At 70.1% G+C, this 25,964-nt stretch carries 22 protein-coding genes, 1 tRNA gene and 2 pseudogenes; 5 read left to right on the top strand and 20 right to left on the bottom strand.

The genetic code is table 11. The features are described 5' to 3' along the window. Positions 1–32: 32 nt before the first annotated feature. Entirely contained in the window at positions 33–890 is an 858-nt protein-coding gene (rpsB, locus tag MLUT_RS14915; protein ID WP_010079158.1) for a 30S ribosomal protein S2, read from the bottom strand. 404 nt (positions 891–1,294) lie between these two features. On the opposite strand from rpsB, the gene MLUT_RS14910 reads away from it, so the two are divergent. Then, positions 1,295–1,969 carry a murein hydrolase activator EnvC family protein gene (locus MLUT_RS14910; RefSeq protein ID WP_010079159.1) on the top strand — a complete coding sequence of 225 codons (675 nt, stop codon included), beginning with the start codon at positions 1,295–1,297 and terminating at the stop codon, positions 1,967–1,969. On the opposite strand, the gene MLUT_RS14905 is transcribed toward MLUT_RS14910, so the two are convergent. Next, a complete protein-coding gene (locus MLUT_RS14905; protein ID WP_010079160.1) occupies positions 1,905–3,101 on the bottom strand; it encodes a glycosyltransferase in 1,197 nt (398 codons plus the stop codon). The genes MLUT_RS14910 and MLUT_RS14905 overlap by 65 nt on opposite strands. Positions 3,102–3,413: 312 nt before the next feature. On the opposite strand from MLUT_RS14905, the gene MLUT_RS24200 reads away from it, so the two are divergent. Further along, positions 3,414–4,298: a C40 family peptidase gene (locus MLUT_RS24200; RefSeq protein WP_041779776.1), complete on the top strand. Its 885-nt coding sequence runs from the start codon at positions 3,414–3,416 to the stop codon at positions 4,296–4,298. Between the two features lie 61 nt (positions 4,299–4,359). On the opposite strand, the gene MLUT_RS14895 is transcribed toward MLUT_RS24200, so the two are convergent. The 7 genes from MLUT_RS14895 to MLUT_RS14865 all read right to left on the bottom strand — a co-directional run bounded on the left by MLUT_RS14895 (position 4,360) and on the right by MLUT_RS14865 (position 10,438). Further along, positions 4,360–4,433 (bottom strand) — tRNA-Ile (locus MLUT_RS14895). Between the two features lie 45 nt (positions 4,434–4,478). Beyond that, the gene (locus MLUT_RS14890) at positions 4,479–5,699 is read right to left on the bottom strand and encodes a glycosyltransferase (protein WP_010079162.1); all 1,221 of its coding nucleotides are present in this window, start codon (positions 5,697–5,699) and stop codon (positions 4,479–4,481) included. A gap of 124 nt (positions 5,700–5,823) precedes the next feature. Next, positions 5,824–6,330: a CDP-alcohol phosphatidyltransferase family protein gene (locus MLUT_RS14885; protein WP_012750785.1), complete on the bottom strand. Its 507-nt coding sequence runs from the start codon at positions 6,328–6,330 to the stop codon at positions 5,824–5,826. A gap of 141 nt (positions 6,331–6,471) precedes the next feature. Further along, positions 6,472–7,395, bottom strand: coding sequence for a phage holin family protein (locus MLUT_RS24195; RefSeq protein ID WP_010079165.1), 924 nt, complete (start codon positions 7,393–7,395; stop codon positions 6,472–6,474). Between the two features lie 132 nt (positions 7,396–7,527). Further along, positions 7,528–8,361, bottom strand: a complete 834-nt coding sequence (locus MLUT_RS14875; protein WP_010079166.1) for an aldo/keto reductase — start codon at positions 8,359–8,361, stop codon at positions 7,528–7,530. A gap of 80 nt (positions 8,362–8,441) precedes the next feature. Further along, the gene (locus MLUT_RS14870) at positions 8,442–9,512 is read right to left on the bottom strand and encodes a nucleoside hydrolase (protein ID WP_010079167.1); all 1,071 of its coding nucleotides are present in this window, start codon (positions 9,510–9,512) and stop codon (positions 8,442–8,444) included. Beyond that, the gene (locus MLUT_RS14865) at positions 9,509–10,438 is read right to left on the bottom strand and encodes an SDR family oxidoreductase (RefSeq protein ID WP_010079168.1); all 930 of its coding nucleotides are present in this window, start codon (positions 10,436–10,438) and stop codon (positions 9,509–9,511) included. The genes MLUT_RS14870 and MLUT_RS14865 overlap by 4 nt, the downstream gene beginning before the upstream one ends. A 74-nt stretch (positions 10,439–10,512) precedes the next feature. On the opposite strand from MLUT_RS14865, the gene MLUT_RS14860 reads away from it, so the two are divergent. Both MLUT_RS14860 and MLUT_RS14855 read left to right on the top strand, forming a co-directional pair. Further along, positions 10,513–11,175 (top strand): DUF72 domain-containing protein, encoded by a 663-nt coding sequence (locus tag MLUT_RS14860; protein ID WP_029248231.1) that lies wholly within the window; start codon positions 10,513–10,515, stop codon positions 11,173–11,175. A gap of 87 nt (positions 11,176–11,262) precedes the next feature. After that, a complete protein-coding gene (locus MLUT_RS14855; protein WP_010079170.1) occupies positions 11,263–12,108 on the top strand; it encodes an alpha/beta fold hydrolase in 846 nt (281 codons plus the stop codon). A gap of 557 nt (positions 12,109–12,665) precedes the next feature. Here the strand turns inward: MLUT_RS14855 and MLUT_RS24060 are convergent. From MLUT_RS24060 to MLUT_RS14840, 3 genes are read right to left on the bottom strand one after another with little or no spacing between them, the layout of a single operon-like run. Next, positions 12,666–13,055, bottom strand: coding sequence for a DUF6262 family protein (locus MLUT_RS24060; RefSeq protein ID WP_010079171.1), 390 nt, complete (start codon positions 13,053–13,055; stop codon positions 12,666–12,668). Then, positions 13,055–14,530 carry a tyrosine-type recombinase/integrase gene (locus tag MLUT_RS14845; RefSeq protein ID WP_012750784.1) on the bottom strand — a complete coding sequence of 492 codons (1,476 nt, stop codon included), beginning with the start codon at positions 14,528–14,530 and terminating at the stop codon, positions 13,055–13,057. Before MLUT_RS14845 ends, MLUT_RS24060 begins: the two co-directional genes overlap by 1 nt. After that, entirely contained in the window at positions 14,527–15,465 is a 939-nt protein-coding gene (locus MLUT_RS14840; protein ID WP_010079173.1) for a tyrosine-type recombinase/integrase, read from the bottom strand. Before MLUT_RS14840 ends, MLUT_RS14845 begins: the two co-directional genes overlap by 4 nt. Before the next feature lie 79 nt (positions 15,466–15,544). Between MLUT_RS14840 and MLUT_RS14830 the strand changes: the two genes are divergently transcribed. Then, a protein-coding gene (locus tag MLUT_RS14830; protein WP_231936576.1) for an IS3 family transposase occupies positions 15,545–16,734 on the top strand; the annotation gives its coding sequence in 2 pieces (ribosomal slippage) (positions 15,545–15,823 and positions 15,826–16,734; 1,188 coding nt in all). A 328-nt stretch (positions 16,735–17,062) separates the two neighbouring features. On the opposite strand, the pseudogene MLUT_RS23595 reads toward MLUT_RS14830, so the two are convergent. The 8 genes and pseudogenes from MLUT_RS23595 to MLUT_RS14775 all read right to left on the bottom strand — a co-directional run bounded on the left by MLUT_RS23595 (position 17,063) and on the right by MLUT_RS14775 (position 25,914). Continuing rightward, positions 17,063–17,960, bottom strand: a pseudogene (locus tag MLUT_RS23595) (IS5 family transposase). 43 nt (positions 17,961–18,003) lie between these two features. Further along, positions 18,004–18,884 (bottom strand): annotated as a pseudogene (locus tag MLUT_RS23590) (IS5 family transposase). Between the two features lie 370 nt (positions 18,885–19,254). Beyond that, complete coding sequence (locus tag MLUT_RS14805) at positions 19,255–19,632, bottom strand: hypothetical protein (protein ID WP_010079180.1); 378 nt, start codon at positions 19,630–19,632, stop codon at positions 19,255–19,257. Beyond that, positions 19,629–20,477, bottom strand: coding sequence for a hypothetical protein (locus MLUT_RS14800; protein ID WP_010079181.1), 849 nt, complete (start codon positions 20,475–20,477; stop codon positions 19,629–19,631). The genes MLUT_RS14805 and MLUT_RS14800 overlap by 4 nt, the downstream gene beginning before the upstream one ends. A gap of 268 nt (positions 20,478–20,745) precedes the next feature. After that, positions 20,746–21,126, bottom strand: a complete 381-nt coding sequence (locus tag MLUT_RS14790) for a hypothetical protein (protein WP_010079183.1) — start codon at positions 21,124–21,126, stop codon at positions 20,746–20,748. Between the two features lie 4 nt (positions 21,127–21,130). Beyond that, positions 21,131–23,035, bottom strand: coding sequence for a TraM recognition domain-containing protein (locus MLUT_RS14785; protein WP_010079184.1), 1,905 nt, complete (start codon positions 23,033–23,035; stop codon positions 21,131–21,133). Continuing rightward, a complete protein-coding gene (locus MLUT_RS14780; protein ID WP_010079185.1) occupies positions 23,035–24,537 on the bottom strand; it encodes a putative type IV secretion/conjugal transfer ATPase in 1,503 nt (500 codons plus the stop codon). Before MLUT_RS14780 ends, MLUT_RS14785 begins: the two co-directional genes overlap by 1 nt. 33 nt (positions 24,538–24,570) lie before the next feature. Continuing rightward, positions 24,571–25,914, bottom strand: a complete 1,344-nt coding sequence (locus tag MLUT_RS14775) for an IS256-like element ISMlu11 family transposase (protein ID WP_010079186.1) — start codon at positions 25,912–25,914, stop codon at positions 24,571–24,573. Positions 25,915–25,964: the final 50 nt, after the last annotated feature.

The raw sequence follows: 25,964 nt of genomic DNA, 5'->3' as shown, positions 1-25,964 counted from the left end.
CAGGTGGGGCCGGGCCGACGGACCGGCAGGGATCACTCGCCCTGCGGGGCGGCCTCGGCGGCGGGGGCCTCGGCCGGCTCGGCCGGCGCCTCGGCGGCGGGGGCCTCGGCCTGCTCGGCCTGCTGGGCGTTGTGCTGCTCGAGCAGCTCGCGCTCCCACTCGGCCATCGGCTCGGCGGCCGCCTGGCCGGACTTGCCGCCCTGGCGGGCGATCAGGCCCTCGGCGACGGCGTCCGCGACCACGCGGGTCAGCAGGTTCACGGAGCGGATGGCGTCGTCGTTGCCCGGGATCGGGTAGGCGACCTCGTCCGGATCGCAGTTGGTGTCCAGGATGGCGACGACCGGGATGCCGAGCTTCTGGGCCTCGTCGACGGCCAGGTGCTCCTTCTTGGTGTCCACGACCCACACGGCGGAGGGGGTCTTGGCCATGTTGCGGATGCCGCCGAGGTTGGCCTGCAGCTTCTCGAGCTCACGGTTGAGCAGCAGCAGCTCCTTCTTGGTGAACTGCGAGCCGGCCACGTCCTCGAAGTCGATCTCCTCGAGCTCCTTCATGCGCTGCACGCGCTTGGAGACGGTGGAGAAGTTGGTCAGCATGCCGCCGAGCCAGCGGTGGTTCACGTAGGGCATGCCCACGCGGCCGGCCTGCTCCGCGATGGCCTCCTGGGCCTGCTTCTTGGTGCCGACGAACAGGATGGTGCCGCCATGGGCGACGGTCTCCTTGACGAACTCGTAGGCGCGGTCGATGTAGGACAGCGACTGCTGGAGGTCGATGATGTAGATGCCGTTGCGCTCGGTGAAGATGAAGCGCTTCATCTTGGGGTTCCAGCGGCGGGTCTGGTGGCCGAAGTGGACACCGGAGTCGAGGAGCTGGCGCATGGTCACGACGGGCATGACGTTCCCTTCTGTGGCAGCCGTGGCACCCCGCACTTCACGCGCGGGCGGTCTGCCGGTCGATTTCTTGACGGTTGGCGGCCGGCCCGGTCGGGCGGCCCCTGGCATCACGACGGCGGGCTGCCGGGCCCCACGAGCACCCGCGCCGACGCCCTCTCCAGGAGGACGGCGGGGACGGGACCGAGCGTGGGGGCTGGGCCGCTGGAGCGACCCACCGCGATGCGCGGAGTCGGCGTCCGGGGCACAGCACAGGGCTGGCCACAGGACACCGCTGAGGTGAATCCTACCCCAGGTGGGCGACCGCTCCCATCGCTGACTCCTGCACAGGGGCCGGTGCGGCGGGCGCTCTCCACGATCGCACTGCGGGCCCGCCACGCGGTCGCCCGGGACGCCAGGCTGACGCCATGACGCCACGTACCCTCCTCCCCCGTCCGCTCCCGCGCCCGCACATCGCGGGGTGCGTCGCGGCGGCCCTGCTCGCCTGGCTCGTCCTCGCCCTGGGGGTGGGCGGCCTCGACCCCGTGCCGCGGGCCGCGTCCGCACCGTCGGGGCGCGACGCGCTGCTGCTCGTCGCGGCGTCCCCGGCAGGTCCGGGCACGACGGCCGCGCCGGTCGCGTGGCACCCGCCCGTCGCCGGAGCCGCCCCGGATGACGTGCTCCGCGCGTTCGTCGCTCCCGAGCGACCGTGGAGTCGAGGGCACCGGGGCGTGGACCTCGCCGTGCCCTCCGGGGCTCCGATACAGGCACCGGCGGCCGGCCGGGTCGTGTTCGCCGGGGTCGTGGTCGACCGCCCCGTGCTGACCCTCGAGCATGCGGACGGGACGTACAGCTCCCTCGAGCCGGTGGAGGCCGACGTCGCGGTGGGGGCCGTGGTCGACGCGGGCGACCCCGTGGGGCGGCTGGCCGGGACGCCGCCCCACTGCCCGCGGGCGTGCGTGCACTGGGGCGTGCGGGAGCCCGATGGCTGGCGGGTGGGGGACGCGGCCTTCGACCGCTACCTCGACCCGCTGGTGCTCATCGGCTGGAGCGGCCCATCCGTGCTCTGGCCGCACGCCGCTCCGCACCCAGCGCGGCCGTGAGGTCCACGAGTCGGCGAGCGGACTCGTCCCAGCTGAACCGGGCCGCCTGGGCGACGCTCGCCCGGGAGGCCGCGGCGAACTCGGCGGGGTCCTCGAGCTCCCGCACGCGGGCGGCGAGCGCGGCCGCCCGGTCCCCCTCGAGCGGGACACCCCGGAAGGACGGGGTGCCCGCGCCGGCGATCTCGCGGAAGATCGGCAGGTCCGAGCACACCACCGGCGTGCCATGGGCCATCGCCTCGGCCACGGGCAGGCCGAAGCCCTCGGCGCGGGAGAGGGTGACGGCCGCGGTGGCCCGGCGGAGCAGGCGCACGTACTCGGCCTCGTCGGTGCCGTCGTGGAACAGCACGTCCGCGCCGGCGGCTCCTGCGGCGGCGCGATGCTCGGCCAGCCGGGCCTCGAGCTGCCCGCGGCGCTCCGGGCTGATGCGGGAGAGCAGGTGCAGCTCGTAGCCCGGCAGCAGGGGCGCGGCGGCCACGAGGGACTCGACGTCCTTGTAGTCCATGAACGAGCCCATGTAGAGCAGCGTGCGGTCCGGGGTCTCGTCCGGGTCCCGCGGCTCCGGGACCGCCTGCGCCGCATTGGCGATGACGTGGACCGGACGCCGGGTGAGGCGGTGCCGGGCGATGAGCTCCGCCGTCGTCCGGGAGACCGTGGCGACCGCGTCCGCGCGGTCGAGCAGGAGCCGCTGCGGGGTCTTGGTCAGGTGGTAGGCCCGCCAGAGCCAGCGGATCGGCTCGGGCAGGTTCCGCGGCGGGGTGCGGTGCTCGTAGTAGATGAGGTCGTGGAGCGTGAGGATCAGGGCGTAGTCCCGCCCCCACGAACCCATGGTCTGCATGGGCGAGAAGACGACGTCCGGTCGCAGACGCGCGACCTGACGGGCCACGAACGGCTCGCGTGGGGAGGTGGGGCCGGAGACGAGGTGCCACGGCACGCCGTCCGGGAGCAGGGCCAGCTGCCGCTCGTCCGAGATCAGCATCGCGACCTCGACGTCGGCGCCCGCCGTGCCCGGTGCGGCGGCCCGGCGGGCGACCGCCTCGATGAGGCTCGCGCCGTAGCGGGAGATGCCGTCGTGGAAGTCGGTGCGGGTGTAGCGGGCGTCCATCAGCAGGCGCAGGGGGCGGGAGGGGCTCACCCGGACCACGCTAGCGCCGCGCCGGAGAGGGGCGGGGACAGCCGCGCGCGGAGGGTGCCGAGCGGGGGGTGTCGAGCACCGTGCGGCCACCTGGGCGTCATCCGAATTTCTGATTGCGTTTCGATAACGATCGTGTATCCTGATCACGGATCGGTTATGGCCGGTCCGCCACGCCGGGGCTTCCTCCGCATCTTCGCGTACCCGGTCATCCGCACTGCTCGTCAACTCGCACCCGCGGTCCGGCCTCGTTCCGGGCACCGCCCCGAGGCACCATCCTCACGGGCCGCAGGTCCTGTCCGGGAAGAAGATCTGATGTCTGTGACCTCCCCGCACGCCGCCGCGCGTCCCGCCCCCCGCACCGCCGCCGCCTCCGTGGCGCTCGCCCTGGGCGCCGCCGCCCTGACTGGCGTCGGCACCGTGTCCGTCGCCGAGACCGCCCAGGCCGCCGAGACCACCTACACCGTCCGCTCCGGCGACGGCTGGTGGATCATCGCCCAGCGCACCGGCGTCTCCATGTCCACGCTGCAGTCGCTCAACGGCATGACCGCCGCGACCGTGCTGCACCCCGGCATGGTCCTCAAGACCTCCGGCACCGCCACCCCGGCCCCGGCCCCGGCGCCGTCCACCTCGGGCTCGACCTACACCGTGCTGGCCGGCGACGGCTGGTGGATCATCTCCTACCGCGCGGGCGTGTCCGCCTCCGTCCTGCAGTCCATCAACGGCATGAGCTCCTCAACCATGCTCCACCCGGGAATGGTCCTGAAGACCACCTCGGTCTCCACCTCCAGCGCCCCCGCCGTCGCCCCTGCGCCGGCGCCCGCGTCCAAGCAGGCCGCCGTCGACTACGTGCGCGCCGCCGTCCGGAACCCGTCCTCCTACTACGTGTGGGGCGGCAACGGCCCCTCCGGCTTCGACTGCTCCGGCCTCACCCAGCAGGCCATGGCCCAGGCCGGCATCTCCATCCCGCGCCGCGCCGGCGACCAGTACCTCGCCGCGAAGTCCTACGTGCCGATCTCCCAGGCCCAGCCCGGCGACCTCGTGTTCTACGCGAACCAGTCCACCGGCCGCATCTACCACGTGGCCATGTACATGGGCGGCGGCCAGCTTGCCCACGCCCTCAACGAGGACGCGGGCCTGGTGTTCACCTCCACGACGATCATGAAGTCCGACATGCTCGCGGTGGCCGCCCGCTACTGAGCACCGGCACGACGACGGCCCCCGGCCCGCGCCATACCGCGCGGCCGGGGGCCGTTCCTCGTAGGGCGTGCGGGACTTGAACCCGCGACCCAGGGATTATGAGTCCCCTGCTCTGACCGACTGAGCTAACGCCCCTCCCCCGCGGCATCGCGCGGGACCCGCCCATCCTACCGACGGGTCTCAGAGCAGCGCGCGGACCTCGGCGGCCGTCGCGCCGCGGTAGAGGCGCTCGAAGATGTCCACCGTCTTCTGGGCGGAATGGTGCAGGGCCTTCGCGTGGGACGCCTCACCCATGGCGGCGCGCTCCGCGTCCGAGAGGTCGAGGATCCGGGCGATCCGCTCGGCCAGGGCCACGTGGTCCCCGGGCGGGAAGAGGTGGCCGTTGACGCCCTCGTCCACGAGGTGGGGCAGCGCGAGGGCGTCCGCGAGGACCACCGGGGTGGACGCGCTGAGCGCCTCGAGGGTCACGAGGGACTGCAGCTCCGCCGTGCCCGGCTGGCAGAACACGTCGGCGCGCAGGTAGGCCGCCCGCAGCTCCTCCGCGGAGACGTGGCCGCGCAGCAGGACGCGGTCGGCCGCCCCCTCCTCGTCCACCGTGGCACGGATGCGGTCGCGCTGCTCGCCGTCGCCGACGATCTCGGCGTGCACGTCCAGGTCGGGACGGGTGCGGGCCAGGTGCGCGATCGCACGGATCAGCACCTCCACGTTCTTCTCCACGGCCAGCCGCCCCACGAAGAGCACGACCGGATGGCCGGGATGGTCCACCCTCTCCCCCGGCTGCAGCTCGTAGGCGCTCGCGTCGATGCCGTTGGAGACCGGGAGGACGTTGTCCAGGCCGGCGTGCTCGGCCATGGCCTGCGCGGCGAGGGCCGTGGGGGTGGTGACCACCGCGCCCTTGCCCATGAGCCGACCCATGTCCTTCCACGACACCCGGGAGACGATGTCCAGGAACCACTGCGGGAACGGCAGGAACGGCTCGAGGTTCTCCGGCATGAAGTGGTTCGTGGAGACGATCCGGATGCGGCGCCGCTCGGCCTCGTTGATGGCGGCCTCACCGATCATGTAGTGGCACTGGGCGTGCACGACGTCCGGCCGGACCTCGCGGTAGATGCGGCGGAAGGAGGTCTTGGCGTGCCGCGGGAGCACCACGCGGTAGTACTCGTGCGTCGGCGCCGGCAGGGAGCGCAGCAGGTGCACGGTGGCCTCCGGCCGGTGCTCCACGGTGTCCGGGCCGGCCTCGCCGCGCGGCATCACGACGTGGACCTCGTGGCCACGCGCGTGCAGCGCGGTGGCGAGGCGGTGGCCGGAGGTGGCGGCCCCGTTGACGTGCGGCGGATAGGTGTCAGCAGCGATCAGCACCTTCAGGGGGCGGTCGGCGGCGATCCCGGGACGGTCGGACACGGAGGTCCCTCTCTGTGGTGGCGATGGCACGACGGCGCCCGGCCCGTGCCGTGAGGATCGGCCGCGGGCACGGCGCGCGTCCCACGGTAGCAACCGTCGGCGCCGGCACGACCATGCGCCGGGGTCAGCCCCGGCGGGACGGGCCCTCGCGCGGGTCCTGACCGTCCGCCCGCAGGCCGCGGGCCTTGCCCACCAGCAGCAGCGCGGTGCGCACCTTGCCCAGGACCGTGACCGGCAGGTCCGGGCTGCCGCCGAACAGCCACAGGCACACGGCGGCGAGCACGACGTCCGGGATCGCGATGGCCAGGGCGAGCCAGAGCGGGGCGATGCCCGTGGCCACGAACGTCACGGCCACCACCAGCAGGGAGAGGCGGTCCGCCACCGGGTCGAGCCACCGCCCGACCGTGGAGATCATGTCGAACCGGCGCGCCACGTAGCCGTCCACCCAGTCCGTGCCGGAGAGCACCGCCAGGATCACGAACGCGTCCAGGTGCCGACCGTCGACGGTGAGCCACACGAACACCGGCACCAGGGCGAAGCGGGCCAGGGTGATGAGGTTCGGCACGGTCAGCCAGGTGTCGCGGACGCGGTACTCGTGGCCCTCGCGCAGGCCGACGTCGATCACACGCATGGGTCACTCCTCCAGGGTCCGCGGGCGGACGCCCCCGCCGGGCGCCCCACACGCCCAGCCTACCGACGCCGTCACCCCTCCCCGCAGACGACGAGGCCCCGATCCGTGGGGATCGGGGCCTCGGGGGCGGGCGCCCTCGGGTCAGCGGCGGCGCAGGCGGCCGGCGAGCGCCACGAACGCGGCGGAGGAGGCGCCGAGCAGCGCGAGCGGCTGCCAGTTGTCCTTCACGTAGTCCTCGGCCTCGGCGGTCCGCTCCCCCGCGCGGGCGGCACCGGTGAACGGCGCGGTCTGCTCGGTGGCGTGCGTGGTCTCGGGGGTGACCCCGCGACCCTTGCGCTGGGCGGCGAAGGCCGCGAGCTGGCCCTTCACGCTGATCTTCTCGTCCAGGCCGGAGCGGATGTCGCCCAGGTGGCGGCGGCGCAGGTCGGCACGACGGCGGATCTCCGCCTCGGTGGCGTCGTCACGGCCCGGGTGGGGAGCGGCCTCGCCGTTCTTGCGGGCCTTCTTGTTCTCCTCCTTCTCCACCTTCCTCCGCTCGGCCTCGCGGGCGGCCTCGACGCGCTTGGCCTCGGCGCGCTCCGCCTTGAGGCGGTCGTACTCGGCCGGGTCGAAGGCGTTGCCCTCCTTGAGGTAGCCGAGGTCGTACTCGAGGTTGCGCACGGTCTCCTGCGGTACGAGCGGCATGGCACCCTTGACCATCACGAGGCCGACGCCGGCGAAGATCAGGCCGAGCACGAGGAAGGCCAGCGCCACCATGAGCGCCGGGAACCAGAAGGTCGGGTCGGCGAAGGCGCCGATCAGGGTCACCACGAGGGCGACCACCATGAGCGCGAGGAAGAACAGGCCCACCACCGCGACCCCGGCGCCGATGCCGGCCTTCTTGCCCTTCGCGGCCACGTGTCTCTTGGCGAGCGCGAGCTCGTCCTTGATCTGCAGGGGCAACAGGCGCACGAGGGCGCCGAGCAGGTCGGTCAGCGAGCTCGCGCGGGTCTGCGGGGTCACCGGGACGGCGGTCCGCGGCGCGCGGGCCTTCGACGCATCGGCGGGGGGAGCCTGGTGGGACATGGTGCATGCCTTCCGTGGAGTGCCTGGACAGATGCGCCCGGGCGGCGCGGCGGCCGCCGGGCATGCTCGAGCAAAACTATCACCGGCCCGCCCCCAGGGGGGACGGGCCGGGTGCGCGCGGTGGCGGCTGGATCAGAAGTCGATGACCGCCGGGTCGGGGCCGAGGCGGCCGTCCTCGCGGTCGAGGGCGTCGATCCGGGCGACGTCGTCGGCGGTCAGCTCCACCCCCGCGGCCTCGAGGTTCGAGACGATGCGCTCGGGCGTCACGGACTTGGGGATGACCACGAAGCCGTGGGCGAGGTGCCACGCGATGACCACCTGGGCCGGCGTCGCACCGCGGGCCTCGGCGATCTCCGTGACCACGGGGTCGGCGAGGAGGTCGCCGCCCTGACCGAGCGGGGACCAGGACTCGTGGACGATGCCGTGTCGGCCCTCGACCTCGCGCAGCTCGCGCTGCTGCCAGTACGGGTGGGTCTCGACCTGGTGGATCACGGGCACCACGCCGGTGGCCTCGATGATCTCCTCGAGCTGGGCGGCCGGGAAGTTGGAGACGCCGATCGAGCGCACCTTGCCCTGCTTCTGCGCCTCGATCAGGGCCTTCCAGGTGTCCACGTACTTCCCCTGCGCCGGCTTGGCCCAGTGGATGAGGTAGAGGTCGACGTAGTCGGTGCCGAGCTTGTCGAGCGAGACGTCGAGGGCGGCGAGCGCCTCCTCGTAGCCCTGGTCCGAGTTCCACACCTTGGTGGTGAGGAACAGCTCCTCGCGGGCGACGCCGGACGCGGCGATGCCGCGGCCCACGCCCTCCTCATTCCCGTAGATCGCGGCGGTGTCGATGTGGCGGTAGCCGGCGCGGATCGCCTGCTCGACGACGTCGGCGGCGACGTCGTCCTCGACCTGCCACACGCCGAGTCCGAGCTGCGGGATCTGCTGGCCGTCGTGGAAGGGAACGGTGGACACGCTGGTCATGAGGGAGCTCCTGGAAGGTCGGGGTCGGGCGGATGCGTCGGATGCAACCGCGCGCGGGCGGCCGGCATTCCCGACGGCGGTCACCGGGCCGGGGCGCCGCCGTCGGACGTCCGCTCCTCCGCGACGACGGCGCCCACCGCGCGGGCGAAGGCCGCGAACACCTCCGCGGGGTCGTTGGCCGTGACGAGCCGGGCGTTGGGGCGCCTGCCCCAGATGTCCCGCGTGTCGTGGACGGTGGTGCCGCGCAGCAGCTCCGAGTCCGCCTCGACGTCGACGACGGTGGCCCGGGTGGCGATGCGGGCCTGGCCCGCGGCCACCTGGGCGGCGAAGAGGTCGTGCAGGTGGGCGATGTAGCCCTGGTCGTAGTCGTGGTGGAACTCGAAGTAGAAGCGCAGCGCGTCGGCGAGCACGTCCAGGACGGGGCGGCCGGTCGCGGCGGCCGGCCCGGCGACCCGCGGTCGGTCCGCGGACCAGCCGACGGGGCTGGCCCCGGCGTCGGCCAGGAGGCCGTCCAGCAGGGCCGGCGTGTACTCGATCCGCTCCGTGGTCTCGAGCGCGCACACCACCGGCAGGCGATCCTCGGGCAGGCCCTCGAAGGCCGCGAACACCTCCTTCGCGGCGTCCGGGTCCACCCAGGTGTTCCACTCGGCGGTGGGCGTGGTGTTGCCCGGATGATAGAAGGAGCCGCCCATGATCACGATGCCGCGGGCGAGGAACGGCAGGCGCGGCTCGACGCGCAGCGCGAGGGCCAGGTTCGTCAGCGGCGCGGTGCAGAGGATCGTCGTCTCCCCGGGGTGGGCCCGAAGCTCGTCCAGCCACACCTCCACGGCGGGCCGGGGCGAGAGCCACTCAGGGCGCCGATCGATCCGGGCATGGCCGAGACCGCCGTCGCCGTGGGTCTCCGGGGTGGTGACCGCGGGCCGGCGCAGCGGGGTCTCGGCACCGACGGCCACCTCGACGTCGGCCCGGCCGACCAGGTCCAGCACCGCGGCCGTGTTCAGGGCGCAGTCCCGGGCGGTCGCGTTGCCGCCCGTGGTGGTGACGGCCACGAGCTCGGGGCCGGCGCCGAGGCGGTGGGCGCCCACGAGGTGGAGCAGGGCGCAGGCATCGTCGATGCCGGTGTCGACGTCGGCGAGGAGGCGGGCGGTCACGGGGTGGGCGTGCCGCCGTTGGCGTTCAGGGTCTCGCCGTTGACGTAGCTGGACTCGCCCGAGGCCAGGAACACATAGGCGGGCGCCATCTCCACGGGCTGGCCGGCGCGGCCGATGGGGGTGCTGTGGCCGAACTCGGGCAGCTTCTCCTCGGGCTCACCGTAGGACACGTGCTGCACCGTCCAGATGGGCCCGGGCGCCACCGCGTTGACGCGGATGCCCTTCGGGCCGAGCTGCTCGGCCAGGCCCTTGGTGAAGTTGTTGATGGCGCCCTTGGTGGCGGCGTAGTCGAGGAGCCTCGGGTTGGGGTTGTAGGCCTGCACCGAGGTGGTGTTCACGATCGTGCTGCCCGGGCCCATGTGCTTCAGCGCGGCGCGGCTGAGCGTGAACATGGACATGATGTTGATCTGGAACGTCTCGTGGACCTGCTCGTCGGTGAGATCGGTCAGGTCATCGGAGATGAACTGCTTGCCCGCGTTGTTCACGAGGATGTCCAGGCCGCCGAGGCGCTTCGCCGCCTCGTCCACGAGGGCGGCACGGTAGTCCGCGTCCATCAGGTCCCCCGGCAGCGCGACGGCGGTGCGCCCGGCCGCCTCGATCGCCGCCAGGACGCGGTCGGCGTCGGGCTGCTCCTGAGGCAGGTAGGCGATGGCGACGTCCGCGCCCTCACGGGCGTAGGCGATGGCGACCGCGGCACCGATGCCGGAGTCGCCGCCGGTGATCAGGGCCTTGCGGCCGGTCAGCCGGCCCGCCCCCCGGTACGAGTCCAGACCGATGTCCGGGACGGGATCCGTCTTCACGTCCAGGCCCGGCTCGGGCTGGCGCTGCTTGGCGACGCGGAGCTTCGGGTGGCGGGTGCGCGGGTCGTCGTGGGCCAGCTGGGAGTCCTCGACGGCGGTGGTGGGGGTCGACTCGGAAGTGCTCATGGCCCGGGACGCTACGCGGGCGACGGAGGGTGCAGGCAAGACCCGGGGACCCGGGCCGGGGCTATCGTCGGGGGATGGATGTGCGGATCGGGACCTCCGGCTGGACCTACAAGCACTGGCGCGGGACCTTCTACCCGCAGGGGCTGCGGATCGCCGATCAGCTCGACCACTACACGGAGCGATTCCGGACGGTCGAGCTCAACGGTTCCCACTACCGCTGGCCGGCGGACAGCACCGTCGAGGCCTGGCGCGAGCGCCTGCCCGCCGGCTTCGAGATGGCCGTCAAGGCCTCCCGCTACCTGACCCACTACCGCAAGCTGAACGAGCCGCAGGACTGGGTGGAGCGCATCGTGCACACGCTGGACCTGCTCGGTGACCACGCCGGGCCGCTGCTGCTGCAGCTGCCGGCCCACCTGCACCGCGACGACGACCGGCTCGCCGGGTTCCTCGGCCTGCTGCCCGAGCGGGTGCGCGTGGCGGTGGAGGTCCAGCACGAGTCCTGGCTGGACGAGGACGTGTTCGACCTCCTCGACCGGCACGGGGCGGGGTTCGTGGTCTCGGTGATCGCCGGGCGGGAGCCGGTGCTGCGCGCGACCGGGCGTCTCGCCTACGTGCGCTTCCCCAACGCGGACCCGGCGGGAGCACCGCCCGCCTACGTCTCCTTCTACAACGACAACCACGGCCACGCCGCCCTCAACGCGCCGACGCTGCGCCGGATGGCGGAGGCCGAAGCCTGACACGCGCCGAGCGCCTGCCTAGCGTGAGGAGGAAGCGGCGGCCGAGCGCCGCCGTCGTCCCCCGAGAGCACAGGAAGGCAGACGCACATGACCCTCATGCAGATCCCCACGGACCACGGCACGATCGGGCTGAACGTGGAGGAGGCCGGCCACGGGCGTCCCGTGGTCCTCATCCACGGCTGGCCGCTGACCCTCGACTCCTGGAAGGACCAGGTCGCAGCCCTGTCCCCGCACTACCGCGTGATCACCTACGACCGGCGGGGCTTCGGCGCCTCGGAGAAGCCCGCCGGCGGCTACGACTACGACACGATGACCGCCGACCTGCACGGCCTGCTCACCGAGCTCGACCTGCGCGACGTGACGCTCGTGGGCTTCTCGATGGGCGGCGGCGAGGTGGCGCGCTACATGTCCCGGTTCGGCGCGGACCGGATCCACTCGGTGGTGTTCGCCGGCGCGGTGCCCCCGTACCTGCTGAAGACCGACGACAACCCGGACGGCCCGCTGACCGAGAAGCAGGCCGCCGAGATGCGCGCGGGTCTCGAGAAGGACCGCGAGTCGTTCTTCGACGACTTCACGACGACGTTCTTCTCCACCCCCAAGCTCGCCGGCCTGACCAGCAGCCTCAAGGTCACCGAGGAGCAGCGCCAGGAGGCCATCCGGATGGCGCTGCAGTCCGACCAGACGGCGGCGCTGGCCTGCATGGACGCGTTCGGGGCCACCGACTTCCGCCGCGACCTGCCGGCGGTGACCGTGCCGGCCCTGGTCCTGCACGGCGACGCCGACCAGATCGTGCCGTTCAAGGGCTCCGGCAAGCGGACGCACAAGGCGATCGACGGCAGCCGCGTCGAACTGGTCAAGGATGCCCCGCACGGCTTCAGCATCAGCCACTCCGAGGAGTTCAACCGGATCCTGTTGGAGTTCCTGGCGGAGTGAGGGGGCGGGGAGGCCCATCAGAGTGCTGAACGCGACACGGCGCTCGTAGGGGGCGGTGCATGCCGCCCGGTCGGCAGAACCGCCCGTCAGCACGTGGAGGATGAAGCCGCTGAGCGCGGCTGCCCCCAGATGGAGGCCCACGGCCCGGAACGGGTCGATTCCGGACGGCAGGTGGGTGAGCACACTGAGCCAGATGATCCCGAAGACCGTCATCGACGAAGCTCCCTCCACAGCGACGCGCACCTACCGAAACCGAGCAGATCCCAGACCTGCCCCGCCACGAACGGCCAGGCTACGAGACGGCGCGTCTTCTCCTGTGCCTCCAACGTCGCCGACGGCGTCGTGCCCCGGTTCCGTCCGATGTCAGTCAGGCGGTTCGATCCACCTGGCACCTGATCACACACCAGTCCCGACATCTTGCACCAAGGGGCGGAAACGGTGGTTATCTGGAGTCTGGTCAGACGTGGCCGTGACGTCCAGCACAAGACTCAGCGGATCGGGGGTCTTCCTTGTGGACGTGGTTATCTGGGGTCGTCCGTCAAGCTGCTCGGCCCCAGTCACCGCTCCGGGTTCGACGCCCGTAGTCGCCCGAGGGCGTGTTCCAGTTGTTTCCGGAGTCGCTGGTTCTCGGCGGTGAGGTCGCGGACGCGCGCGTTGGCAACTTCGAGGCGGCGTATCAGGGATGCATCGGTGGAACGTTGAGACGCGGGCAGTGGTGCGCCGACGGCACCCTGCTGGAGGCCGCGGAGCCGGCGGACCTCGGCGCAGATGTCGTCCTGGGTGTAGAGCCAGGACCGCGAGACGTGTGCCTTCTGCGCGACGATCTGGAAGGTGACTGCTCCTCCCTCGCGGTCGAGGTCGCGAAGAGCCTGGGTGGCTTTGGCACGGGCGGTCTCGTGGCGCCGCTGGGCGGCGGCGATCAAGTGGTGGCTGTTATCGGCATGCATCAGGTACTTGCCTCGTCGTCCTGGTCGTCCTCCAACGAGGTGATGATCTGATCGAGGTTTCCCAGGACCTGCTGGTTCATCTCGATCAGTCGTTGCTGGCCGCGGGCTTCGGCAGCGGTGATGATCTGCACGACCTGTTGACGATGCTGGCGGTGCTCGGGCAGGAACTCGGAGGTGGTGATGAACATTGGGCAGCTCAGGCACGCGTTCGCGTGCGGGCAGGATTGCTGGACCGGCAGTCCGCAGAAGCCGTTGGGCAGGGCCTGGGTGGCCCGCCCGACGCGCTGCTTGGCCCAGGCCGCCTCGGCCAAGGGGCCGTGCGGGTCGAGGGTGACGGTCTCGCCCTTGATGTTGACCTTCCGTGCAGCTTCCCAGTGCCGGCGGATCGTGGTGTCACTGAGCCGGGCATAGTGGGCGGTCATGACGTGGGAGTCGTGGTCGAGAATCCGCCGGACCACTTCTTGGGGGACGTCTCGGTTGATCAGTCTCGTACCCAGGGTGTGCCGGAAACTGTGCGGGACGACGCGAACGGGCTGGCCGTGCTCATCACGGACGTCGCAGCGCTTGAGCCAGCTGTGCAGCGCCTTGCGGTAGACCCCGTCCCCGACCGACTCGCGGCCGTCGTCGTTGTCCGTGACTCGCGGGAAGAGCACCGGCTCCCCGCCCGGCCACCGCTCGTGCACACGGCGACGCTGCGCAGTGATGGCTTCGGCGAGGTCGGCGTCGATGGGCACCAGGGCTTCGCGTTTCATCTTGTGGTTGAGGTAGCGCAGGTAGGGCGCTCCCTCGCCGTCGTAGACGATGCAGTCGGTCGGCAGACGGACGGTGTCGGTGATGCGCAGCCCGCAGCCCATCAGGATCAGCGTGATCAGCTCATAGGCGGCGTTGTTCCACTTGGCGAGGTTGTCCGGGTTCTCCAGCTGAGCCATCACGGTTTCGCTCAGCGCGCGCGGTTGCCGGATGGCCTCCTTGGGGAAGTCCTCGCTGAAGAACATCACCGTCGAAGGCAGGGAATCGTCCCAGCCGTGCTGCCGGATGGTGGTGAAGAACAGGTTCAGCTGGCCGATCAACATGCGGTGCTTCACGGTGCCCGAGAACCGGGCGTGCAGGTGCGCGAGGTAGCGCTCCAGCAGGTCCCGGTCCAGGTCTGCCAGCCCCTGGACGGAGGGTGCCACGTCCGCGAGGAACTGCCCGAAGTGCGCGATCGCCCGGGTGCCCGAGGAGACGCTGACCACCCCGAGGCCCGTGGCCAGGCGCCAGCGGGCCCAGCGTTTGGCCAAGGCTTTGAGCCAGGGCTGCGGGATGTCCTCGAAGGTGATCCGGGCCAGCCGTCTGTCCTTGATGCCAAGTTCACGCAGCCGCCAGACGTCCTTGCCGTACTCAGCATCCCAGCTGTTGGTCTGAAGGGACGTTCGGCGCCGCTCACGCCCGGCCCTTGATGGCTGTTCGGGCGCCAGCGGGCTCGGCGCACTCACAGTCGCACCTCTCGGCCGGTGAACCAACCCGCTTCCTCCAGCGCCTTGCGAGCGTCCTCGGCGCTCAGGTGCCCGTAGACGGCGGTGGTGGTGGTGATGTCGGCGTGGCCGAGGAGCTTGGAGACCACCTCGATCGGCACACCGTCGCGCAGCATCCGGGTCGCGGCGGTGTGGCGGTACCAGTGCGGGTCGAAGTCGATCCCGGTGCGCCGCCGCAGACGCTTGACCAGGTCGTAGACGGCCGTGTAGGTCAGCGGGTGACCGTGGGGTCGGCCCCAGAGGTTGACGAAGACGTAGTCGGAGTCTAGATCGTCGTACTCCAGGTGAAGGTAGTCGGCGTAGAGCCGGACCAGCTCCGCGCTGACCGGCACCGTCCGCGGTGCGCATGACTTGGAGCGGGCACCGTTGTCATTGACCCGGCGCTGGACCGTGATCTGGGACTCGGCAGCGGCAATGTCCTCATGCCGCAGCCCCAGCGCCTCACCGATCCGCATCCCGGTGTCGAACAGCACCGCGAACAAGAACCGGTCCCGCAGATGGTCACAGGCATCGAGGATCGTCTGCACCTCGGCGGCGGAGAGCACGCGCGGGAGCTTGCTCTGCGCGCTCAGCACGATGGCCCGCCGAGCCTGCGGTTTGCCCTTGCTGATGTGGTGCAAGAACGGCTTCCACCCCGAGCCACGACCTCCGGCCGGCTGCCACGCCCTGAGCAACTCCCCGAGGTCGACGCCGTGGCGCGCCGCGTGCTGGTAGAAAGCGCTGAGCGCGGAGAGTTTCCGGTTGACCGTGGACTCAGTGCAGTGATGCTCCACCGACGGCAGGATCGGGACCGTCCCGTCGCGCAGCTGCGGCGGTCGGCGTAGCCAGGCGACGAACTCGGCGACGTTCTCCAATCGCACCTCACACCAGTCCAGGTTCTGGGCACCGAGGAACACGAACCAGTCCTTGGGACTGCCCCGAGTTCGGTTGACACCTGACCTCTGAGGTTTCGGCCTCAGGCGGAAGGATGTCCCCGTGGCAAAGCCCTACCCCAAAGAGTTCCGTGACGACGTCGTGGCCGTGGCCCGCCAGGGCCGGGCGCCCTTGTCGCAGATCGCGAAGGACTTCGGCATCTCCGAAGGCTCGCTGGCGAACTGGATGAAACAGGCCGACATCGAGGACGGCCGCCGTCCCGGCCTGACTGAAGACGAGCGCAAGCAGCTGCGTGAGGCAAACAAGAGGATTCGACTCCTCGAGCAGGAGAACGAGGTCCTACGCCGGGCCGCTGCCTACCTGTCGCAGGCGAACCTGCCGGGAAAATAGTCTTCCCGCTCGTCCGTGAGATGGCCGAGACCGGCGCCCCGATCAGGGTGCCGGTCGCGGTGGCGTGCAGGGTCCTGGGCTTGTCGACCCAGGGGTACTACAAGTGGCTCAAAGACCCGGTCTGTCAGCGCGACTGGGATGACGCACACCTCATCGACGTCCTCTACGACATCCATGAGGACGACGCCACGCTGGGCTACAGGTTCCTCAGCGACGAGCTCGACCTCGAGCACGGCATCAGGGTCGGCGAGAACCGCGTCCACCGGCTCTGTCGGATCGCCGGCATCACCGCGTCACACCACAAGAAGCGCAGCAAGGCGGGCTCCACCGGTCCGGCGCCGCACGACGACCTCCTCGCGGTGGTCGACGAGCACGGCATCGTCCGACACGAGTTCGTCGCCAACGGCCCGAACAAAGTCTGGCTGTGGGACATCTCGGAGCACCCCACGCGGGAAGGGAAGATCTACATCTGCGCGATCAAGGACGTCTGGTCGAACAAGATCGTCGGCTACTCCATCGACTCCCGGATGAAGTCTTCGCTCGCCCGGGCCGCGATGCGCAACGCCATCGCGCTGCGCTCACCAGTCGACACCGTGTGCCACTCGGACAGGGGCGGCCAATTTCGCGCCAAGAAGACCCAACGGCTGCTCGCGAACAACGATCTCGTCGGATCGATGGGCCGCTCCTACGGCGCCGGCGACAACGCCAGCATGGAGAGCTTCTTCGCACTGCTGCAAAAGAACGTGCTCAACACCCGACGCTGGGACACCCGCGAAGACCTCCGCCTCGCGATGGTCACCTGGATCGAAACCAAGTACAACCGCCGACGTCGCCAGCGCGCCCTAGGCAAGCTCACGCCCGTCGAGTTTGAGATGATCTACACGACCGCAGCAGCGGCCTGAACACCCCAACCCATACGTGTCAACCAAAGTGGGGGCAGTCCCATCTTGCGTGATAGATCCATGGACAAATACTACTGGTGCGGGCCCAGCTTGGCGTGTGGGAGGAATCGGTGCGCACTGAACGTGTTCGCCAGGCATCCGGCTCTCGGCATGAGCGCACTGCCCCCCCCCCCCCCCCCCCCCCGGTGCCGCGTCTACGACACCTGGGCCAGGGTAGAGAGCCAGATCAGGATCGCGCGTAGGAGCACCGCGGCGCGGTAGGTCGAGGCGAGTTTGTCGTACCGGGCTGGGTCGGTGCGCGGCGGCCGGCCGCCACTAGGGCGTGTTGCTAAAGTAGGGTAGTCAGCCAGTGCAGTGTCGCTGCGAGGCTGAGCCCGGCGTGATAGTTCCGGGCGTACTTGTCCGAACGCATCGCGATCCCTCGCCACTGTTTGAGCCGGTTGAAGCACCGCTCCACGACATTGCGTCCCCGGTAGCGCTGGCGCTGGTCTTCACCGAAGTCGATCGGTCTTCCTGGGCGGCGGCGCCGGTGCGCGATCTGATCGGCCCGCTCGGGGATCGTGGCCGCGATGCCATGCCGGCGCAGCCAAGCCCGGTTCGCCTTCGAGGGGTAGCCCTTGTCCGCAATCAGGCGGTCAGGCCGTATCCGGGGCCGCCCACGGGCCCCGGCAACGCTGATCTGCTCCATCGTGGTGGCCAGCATCGAGGTGTCCGCGACCTGGCCGCCGGTCACCACGAACGCCAGCACCCTGCCCTTGCCATCACAGACCAGATGAGACTTCGTCGTCAGACCGCCGCGGGAGCGTCCGATGGCATGATCAGCCGGCTCGTCCCCGGATTTCTTGTAGTTCATCCAGGCCCCCTGTGGGGCGGGGCAGGGTCGCCCCGTGCTGGTGGACGCGCACGATCGTGGAATCGATCGAGGCCACCCAGTCCAGCTCGCCAGCCTGCTGTGCCATGGACTGGGTCTTCTCCAGCACCCGCTCCCACACGCCCTGGGCGGCCCACCGGTTGAAGTTCTTGTAGATCGTGTTCCAGTTCCCGAACCGCTCGGGCAGATCCCGCCACGGCGCCCCGGTGCGGAAGCGCCACGCGGTGGCCTCGACCACCGCGCGCCGATCCACGGGCGGACGCCCGGTGGTCTTGGCTTCGGGGAACAGTGGGCCGATCACGGCCCAGACCTCGTCCGAGATGACATCACGCGACATGACCCCAGACTCGCGCATCCACGTCCCCGAACCCTTTAGCAACACGCCCTAGGGCGTGTTGCTAAAGGAGGGTAGTCAGCCAGTGCAGTGTCGCTGCGAGGCTGAGCCCGGCGTGATAGTTCCGGGCGTACTTGTCCGAGCGCATCGCGATTCCTCGCCACTGTTTGAGCCGGTTGAAGCACCGCTCCACGACATTGCGTCCCCGGTAGCGCTGGCGCTGGTCTTCACCGAAGTCGATCGGCCGGCCCGGGCGTCTGCGCCGGTGCGTGATCTGATCGGCCCGCTCGGGGATCGTGGCCGCGATGCCATGCCGGCGCAGCCAGGCCCGGTTCGCCTTCGAGGGGTAGCCCTTGTCTGCAATCAGGCGGTCAGGCCGCGCCCTGGGCCGCCCACGGGCCCCGGCCACGCTGATCAGCTCCAGCGTGGTGGCCAGCATCGAGGTGTGAAGCCACCTGCCCGCCGGTCACCACGAACGCCAGCACCCTGCCCTTGCCATCACAGACCAGATGAGACTTCGTCGTCAGACCGCCGCGGGAGCGTCCGATGGCATGATCAGCCGGCTCGTCCCCGGATTTCTTGTAGTTCATCCAGGCCCCCTGTGGGGCGGGGCAGGGTCGCCCCGTGCTGATGGACGCGCACGATCGTGGAATCGATCGAGGCCACCCAATCCAGCTCGCCAGCCTGCTGTGCCATCGACTGAGTGCGCTCGAGCACGCGCTCCCACACACCCTGGGCGGCCCACCGGTTGAAGTTCTTGTAGATCGTGTTCCAGTTCCCGAACCGCTCGGGCAGATCCCGCCACGGAGCTCCGGTGCGGAAGCGCCACGCGGTGGCCTCGACCACCGCGCGCCGATCCACCGGGGGCCGACCGGTGGACTTCGGGGCAGGGAACAGCGGGCCGATCACGGCCCAGACCTCGTCCGAGATGACATCACGCGACATGACCCCAGACTCGCGCATCCACGTCCCCGAACCCTTTAGCAACACGCCCTAGCAGCAAGACTCACCGCCGGTTGCATCCTGAGGCCGGAACGAAACCCAGGGCGCTTCAGCCTGGACGGGTGGACGTGGTTTGCACTTGCTCTGATTCTGGTTGCCTCGATCCTGCACGTGATCTTCGAGACCGCACGGCATCGTCGCGCCACCAATCGCACTGACTGACCCCAACACGACGGCCAGCCTCAGCCTGAGCCAACTATTCGAAGGCATCACAGGCTGGCCGTCCTGACTGGATCTCCTACGTCAGACCGAGAAGCCCGCGGCCCCGATACCTCACCGGTATCGGGGCCGCTCCGTCATGGTGCTCCTGTAGTCAGCTCTGCGTCACAGCGACCTGGAGCTTCCGTTCGATTGCTTCGACGCATTCCCGACGCACGGCCTGATACCGCCCAGCACCCTCCTGGCGCTCATCGAAGTGCCCACCATGGGCCAGCCCCGAGAACAACACATCCGTGCGCTCGATAACATCTGTTCCGACCAACTCGAATACGCGGTACCGGGACCGGTACGGCGCCCCGTTCTTCGTCATCCGCCAGCCACCGTCGCTGAGCATGGCCAGCACGGTGCCGTACTCCCGCTCCACCCACACTGCGCCGGTGCGGTCGTCCTCATAGAGGTCCCACTCCTGCCTGTCCATTTGCTGGACCCAGTGCATGTTCCACGGGCTACCGGTGCCGCGAACCCAGTTCATCGTCGTTCCTCCTCGCTCGAGTCCTCCGGCTGTTGCTCATCTCCCAGGGTGCCCCAGATGTGCCCGTCCGGGGAGCTCTCCCACTCCACACTGAGGTCGTCCCGGCTATCAGCCACGGATACCGCCAGCCGTGGAGCCGACGGCGTAGACGAGGACATCTCCAGCACCACGGCCACGTCTTCAGGCTGCCGGGAGGCGGCCAGCCCCACCGGGTTCGACACCGCGACCTGCCCGCCGTCGCCGTCCACCACACGTGCCCGCACGTATTGCACGCCCGTCGTGGGTCGTTCGAGGGTGTCCTGTTCACGGGTGGTACCAGCCCAGGCCGTGAAGTCGTCCTCGTCGTAGTCCAGCGTGAACGCTGGCCGGTCTCCGTATGCCTCGGGCTCCTTGTGCCTCCCGATCTTCGCGCAGCCGGCCTCATCCACCATGCGGCGCAGACGCGCGGTGAGCATCTCCACATGCGGGTGCCACATCATCATCGGGCCCAGCCCCGGAGCCTGTTCCTCCCAAACCTTGTACTCCATGCACATCGCCGCATACAGCTCGGCCGTCAGGTCCGAGTGCTTGTACCAGCACGGCGGCACCACCGAGGTCACCAGCCGGTACTCGGCTACGAACCAGTCCACCCAGCGACGCAGCGTGTTCCACGCCTCCCACTGGTGCTCTGCCTCGATCTCCCGCCACCGCGTGCCCATCCACACCGGCGGACCCTCGCCCGCGAGTTCCGCGGCGACCTCCGGGTCGACGTAGGGCAGCGGAGTCCCCGTCTGTCCGTCGTCATCGGCGGCCGCCGGCCCCTCCCAGTCCGTGGGCTCCTCGTCTTCAACCCAGGGCGATGCCATCAGTTCCGTCCTTCCCTCGTGTACCGACGCGCTGGCCCGCCCAACAGCCGCTCGAGCCGGGCGAACAGCTCCTCAACGGCCTCGCGCCCGCCTGCCCCGGTCGAGCGCATGTAGCGATGTGCGGCGTCCTCGCACGTCCCGCACAACCACACCCCGATTCCGCCGGCGGCACGACACTCGGCGCGGTCCAGGTGCCGTCCATCCGTGCAGTGCCACCTCGTGGAGACGGTCCGCTGGCAGACATGGCACCGTGCACCCCCGTCCGTGCTCATGCCTGACTCTGCCGGATCATCCTGGCCACGATCACGACCGTGGCCCGCCTGCGGTCCCATCCAAAGAACTCCTTCGTGCCGTCCATGATCTGATGCAGCCGCTGGTGATGGTCCCGGCACAACGGCATCAGGTCGTTGTGCGCTTCACGGGCCTGCCACCGGCCCTCCACATCCTGGCCCACGCCCTTGTACGAGACGCGGTGTAGGTCCAGGGTCCCGGCCTGGGTCAGCGTGATCCCGCAGACCTGGCAGGCCGGCTCTTGGCCGGCCTGCCGGCAGTCCGCGAACCACCGCGCCCGCCTGTACCCCCACGCCTGGGACCGCAGGTACCGCTTGTACTCGGCCGAGCCGGTGCGGTGCAGCCCGAACCTGCCCATGCCCTCACCGCACCGGGATCGCCGGGGCCGTCTCCGGCACCGGGTCCAACGCCGCCACGGAGTCCTCGGCCCGGTCCGCGTCGGTCGGTGTCGAGGGAGCCGGGTCCTTGGACTCCAGCTCGGCCAGCAGCGCCTTCGAGTACCGCCCCGCGGCCTCCTTGATCTGCTTGCCGTCCTTGCGGTCCCACCAGCGGGTCATCTGCATCAGGATCGGCCGGCCGTTGCGATTCAGCAGGATCCCCCACCCGAACGGCAGCCGACGCAGCTCCGCGACCGAGACCACTTCGGTGTCGTGGATCTGCTCGGAGACCGAGGTGTTGTCCTTGCCGCGAGACTTCGAGGTCCGCATGATCTTGCGCTGACCGGCCAGCTTGGCGAACTGCTCCAGGTCGGACACGTTCGAGGCACCCCCGAGCTGGACCTTCACCGTGGCCGCGTCGAACAGCGCCTGGGCCTGCTGCTCGCCCCACTCGTTGCGGGCCTGGGCCATCGACTGGAACACCGCGAACGGAGAGATGCCCACGCCGCCGCCGTCCGCCATGAGCTGGGTCAGGCCCGGCCAGGCACCGGAGATGTTCGCGATCTCATCGAGCACCAGGGACAGCGGCGGGTCCAGCCGGTTCCCGGGCGACTTCGCCGCCAGCTCACGGGCACGCTCGGTGAGGGCGTCCATCATCGCGATCAGGAACGGCCCCGCCGACGAGCCACCGGTCTTGGTGCCCACGATGTAGAGCGTCCCGCACTCGGTGAGGAACTTGTCGATGTCCAGGGTCTCCTCGAACCGGTTGGGTCGCAGCACGTCGCGGACCTCGGGCACCGACAGGCCCTTGACCGCGCCCTCCACGCCGAACCACTTGGACTGGAGCAGCTTCGGGTCGCCCTCGATGATGCCCTTGAGCACCAGGTTCCAGTTCAGCGCTGCCTTGGGGTGCTCGGTGAGGATCTTCACGGCCTCCTTGGCCTCGGCCGGGTTGTTGCCCCACCGCATCAGATCATCCACGGTGCGCTCACCCAGCGCCGCGGCGTGCAGCAGGCACTCCATGATCGTGATCGCCGGGGCCTGCCACTCCGCGTTCGAGCTGGAGGACCCCAGGCCGGAGGCACCGATTAGCGACGCCGCCCGCTGATTCGCCACGCGCGGCTCCTCACAGCCCGTGATCGGGGACCACTTCAGCGTGGAGGGCTGACCGGTCAGCCCCTGCGGGTCGAACAGGGCCACCGGCCCCTTGGCCTTGCGCAGCTCGGCCGTGGCCCCCAGGTTGTCCGCGCGAGAGCTGGTCGTGATGACCGGGCCGGGTGCGTCGAGAATCGCACCGATCAGCAGGTGCACGCCCTTGCCCGAGCGCGGCGGGCCGATCAGCACCACCGACTCCTCGTAGGACGCGAACACGTCCACGCCCTCGGCCTTGCCCAGACGCATGGCCCCGTCCGTGATGGCCGGCTTCTTGATCGAGGGCCGCACCTTCTTCACCCGGGACAGCACCGACTTGCGGCCCACCGTCTTGGTGATCTCCGCAGACCGGGCCAGGCCCTCGCGCTCGCGCAGCTCCTTGATGAACTTCTTGTCCGACTGCTGGTACCGGCTCCACGCCGTCACCGCCACGCCGATCAGCACGAGGGCCAGCACCCCCAGACCGATCAGCCAGCCGATGACCCCGCCGGTGGTCGCCATGCATCCCTGCGCGGTGGCCCCGAACGCGGCCGGGTCGTGCTCGCCCACGAGGAAGCCCAGCGGCGCGAACAGCGAGTCCGGCTTCGTCGGCGCTCCACAGTGGATACGCCCGGCCAGGAACCCGGCCAGCAGGTACGCCCCGTAGAGCAGCACCGCCGGCCCCATGAGCCAGATCAGTGCCGTCTCGGCCGGGTTGTCCCCTTCCAGGACCGAGTTGTTGCCACGTTCGCGTCGCATCAGGCCACCGCCTCCTTCGCCTTGTCCATGCGCTCGTCCGTGTCGAACAGCGGCAGCTCGGCCCGCGTGAGCACGTTCTGCACCTCGAACGAGGAATCCCCCAGCAGCCACAGGCCCGTGCCCTTGGGCAGGGACCGCACCAGGGACCGCTCCCGGTCGGACAGTTCCATCTCCGACGTCGTGATCTTCAGCGCGGACCGGTCCTGCCGGTAGATCACCTTCACGTCCGCGTCGGCCAGCAGGGACCGGGCCATCGCGGCCATCTTCGAGTTCTGATCACCAGCCATGTCCAGGTCAGCGATCTTGTGCAGCACGAGCACGTTGAAGATGCCGTACGCGCGGCTGAGCTTCCACTGCTCGACCATGCGCCGCAGGTCGGCCTCGGAGCTGATGTTGTCCCAGCCCTCTTCGTAGATCACGATCCGCTGCCCGCCATCGCGGGTGGTGACCATCGCTTCGGTCCATGCGCCCGCGCACGCGTTGACCACGCGCACCGCCTCCGGGGAGGCACCCAGCAACGCGGAGGTGTCGATGCTCGTCGCGCACGCCTGCTCATCCAGGACGACCGTGGTCTCCCCGTCGAACATGCCGGCCAGGTCGCCGGAGGACACGCGGCCCAGCGTCATCATCGTCACCGACGCGGCCTGCGCCTTCATCGCGTCCGGGTCCGTGCGGGCCTCGTCCAGCGCCCGGATCACGTCTGGGATGATCGGCGGCCGGTCCTCGGCGTCTGCGACCGCCACGGCCGCGTCCAGGCCCGCAGAGAGCACGTGGTGCTCGGGCGAGGTCATGTCCCGGTCGGTGAGGATCTTCACCAGGGCCACCAAGATGGACATGCGCCGGGTCCGCACCATTGAGGCCCACGCCCGGTCGGTCATCGGCTCGCCCTGCACGTCGGTCGATGGCCGGGTGCCCGGGTCCAGCGGGTTCAGGCGCGTGTCCAGGCCAGGGCCGACCTGGATCACCGATCCACCCAGGCCCTTGACCACGCGGGTCCACTCGCCCTTCTTGTCCGAGGCCACCGAGAGCTTGCGGCCGGCCAGCACCTGCCGCACTGCCAGCGACTTGGCCAGTGACGACTTCCCGGTGCCGACCTGCCCGAACAGCATCATCGACATGCCCGAGATGATCCCGGCTTCATAGAGCGCCCACGGGTCGAAGCAGAACGCGCCGCCGCCGTGCATGTCCTTGCCGATCATCAGCCCGCGCGCACCCAGACCGGGGCCGGCCACGAACGGGTACGCGGTCGAGACCGTGTGTGTCGTCGTGCGGACCGGCCGAGGGGCCAGCGTGCGCATTCCCCGCAGCTGCCGTGCCCCGCGCGGTCCGGCCTTGCCCCACTGCGGCTGAGGGAACCGCACCTCCTTAGCCTGCGCCGCCATCGCCTTCCGCAGCGCCCGCTGGCCTCGCTCCAGCTCCCGGGCCGCACGCTTGGCCTCCCGGGCTTCGTCCTTGCCCGGCTCGATGATCTGGAACAGATCGACCTTCGGTTCTTCACGCATGGGCGTGTCAACTTGTCTGTGTAAGCGGGGTGGTCACAGGTAGGGGTTGATCCGGTCGGGGTAGGCCGCGGCGAGCTGGGCGAGGGCCTGCTTCCAGTTCGTGACGGCCTGGCCTTCGACGAGCCGGCCCTGGGCTTTGCGCTGGCCGGCGGGTTTGCCCCGGTCCCGAGCGCGTTCGGCGGCGCGTTTGTCTTCGATGTTGCAGATCGCCAGCCAGAGCAGCTTCACCGCCGCCTCGGTCGAGGGGAAGTGGCCGCGGTTCTTGGTCACCTTCCGTAGCTGGAAGTTCAGCGACTCGATGCTGTTGGTCGTGTAGATGACCTTGCGGAGCATGGGTGGGAACTGCAGGAACGGGATGAACCGCTCCCAGGAGTTCGCCCAGGTCGCGGCTGCAGACGGGTACTTCGTGCCGAGCTCGGAGGCCTCGAACTCGGCCAGCGCCTTCCTCGCGGTCTCTTCGTTGGGGGCGGTGTAGATCGGCTTCAGCGCGGCGGCGACCTTCTTGCGGTCCTGGTAGGCCACGAACCGCATCGCGGCCCGGATCAGGTGAACCACGCAGGTCTGGACCATCGAGTCCGGCCACGTCGCCTCGACCGCCTCCGGCAGGCCCTTGAGCCCGTCGCAGCACACGATCAGCACGTCCTGCACGCCCCGGTTGGCGAGATCGGCGCAGACGTGGGCCCAGAACGCCGAGCCCTCGGTGTCCTGGACCCAGATCCCCAGCACGTGCTTGATGCCCTCGAGGTCCACGCCGACGGCGATGTAGGCGGCACGGTTGAGGACCTGGCTGTTCTCTCGGATCTTGATCCGGATTGCGTCGAGATAGATCACCGGATAGAACTCCTCCAGCGGCCGCGACTGCCACGCCAGGACCTCTTCGCTCACGGCGTCGGTGATGTTGGAGATCGTCTCGTGCGACAGGTCCGTGCCGATCGTGGAGGCCAGGTGGTGCTGGATGTCCCGGATCGTCATTCCGCCGGCATAGAGGCTGATGATCATGTCATCCAGGCCCCCGAGGCGCCGCTGGCCCTTGGGCACCAGGCGCGGGGTGAACGACCCGCCCCGGTCTCGCGGGACGTCCAGCTCGATCGGCCCGACCTCGGACTCCACGGTCTTCGGGGTGGTCCCGTTGCGGGAGTTGGCGTGCTTCGGCGCCTCGCTCGAGCCCTTCTCGTAGCCCAGATGGCTGGTCAGCTCGGCCTGCAGGCCCCGCTCGAGCGCGGCCTTGACCAGCGCGGGCACGAACCCGCCGTCACCGGTGAGCTCGACGCCGCCCGCGTCGATCTGCGCGAATAGGGAATCAAGCTGCCCTGAGGCTTTCAGCTGCTCGACCAGGTCCTGGCCCGAGGGCTCGCCTGGGTTCTTCTCGTCGGTCATGGTCATGATTCTTACCGTTCCTCTCGGTACGGCTTACACAGACCATCTGA

The organism is Micrococcus luteus NCTC 2665, from assembly GCF_000023205.1.
In the GTDB taxonomy this organism is placed as follows: Bacteria; Actinomycetota; Actinomycetes; order Actinomycetales; family Micrococcaceae; genus Micrococcus; species Micrococcus luteus.
The sequence above is the reverse complement of the archived record's forward strand: the minus strand, read 5'-3'. Positions and strand labels throughout refer to the sequence as shown.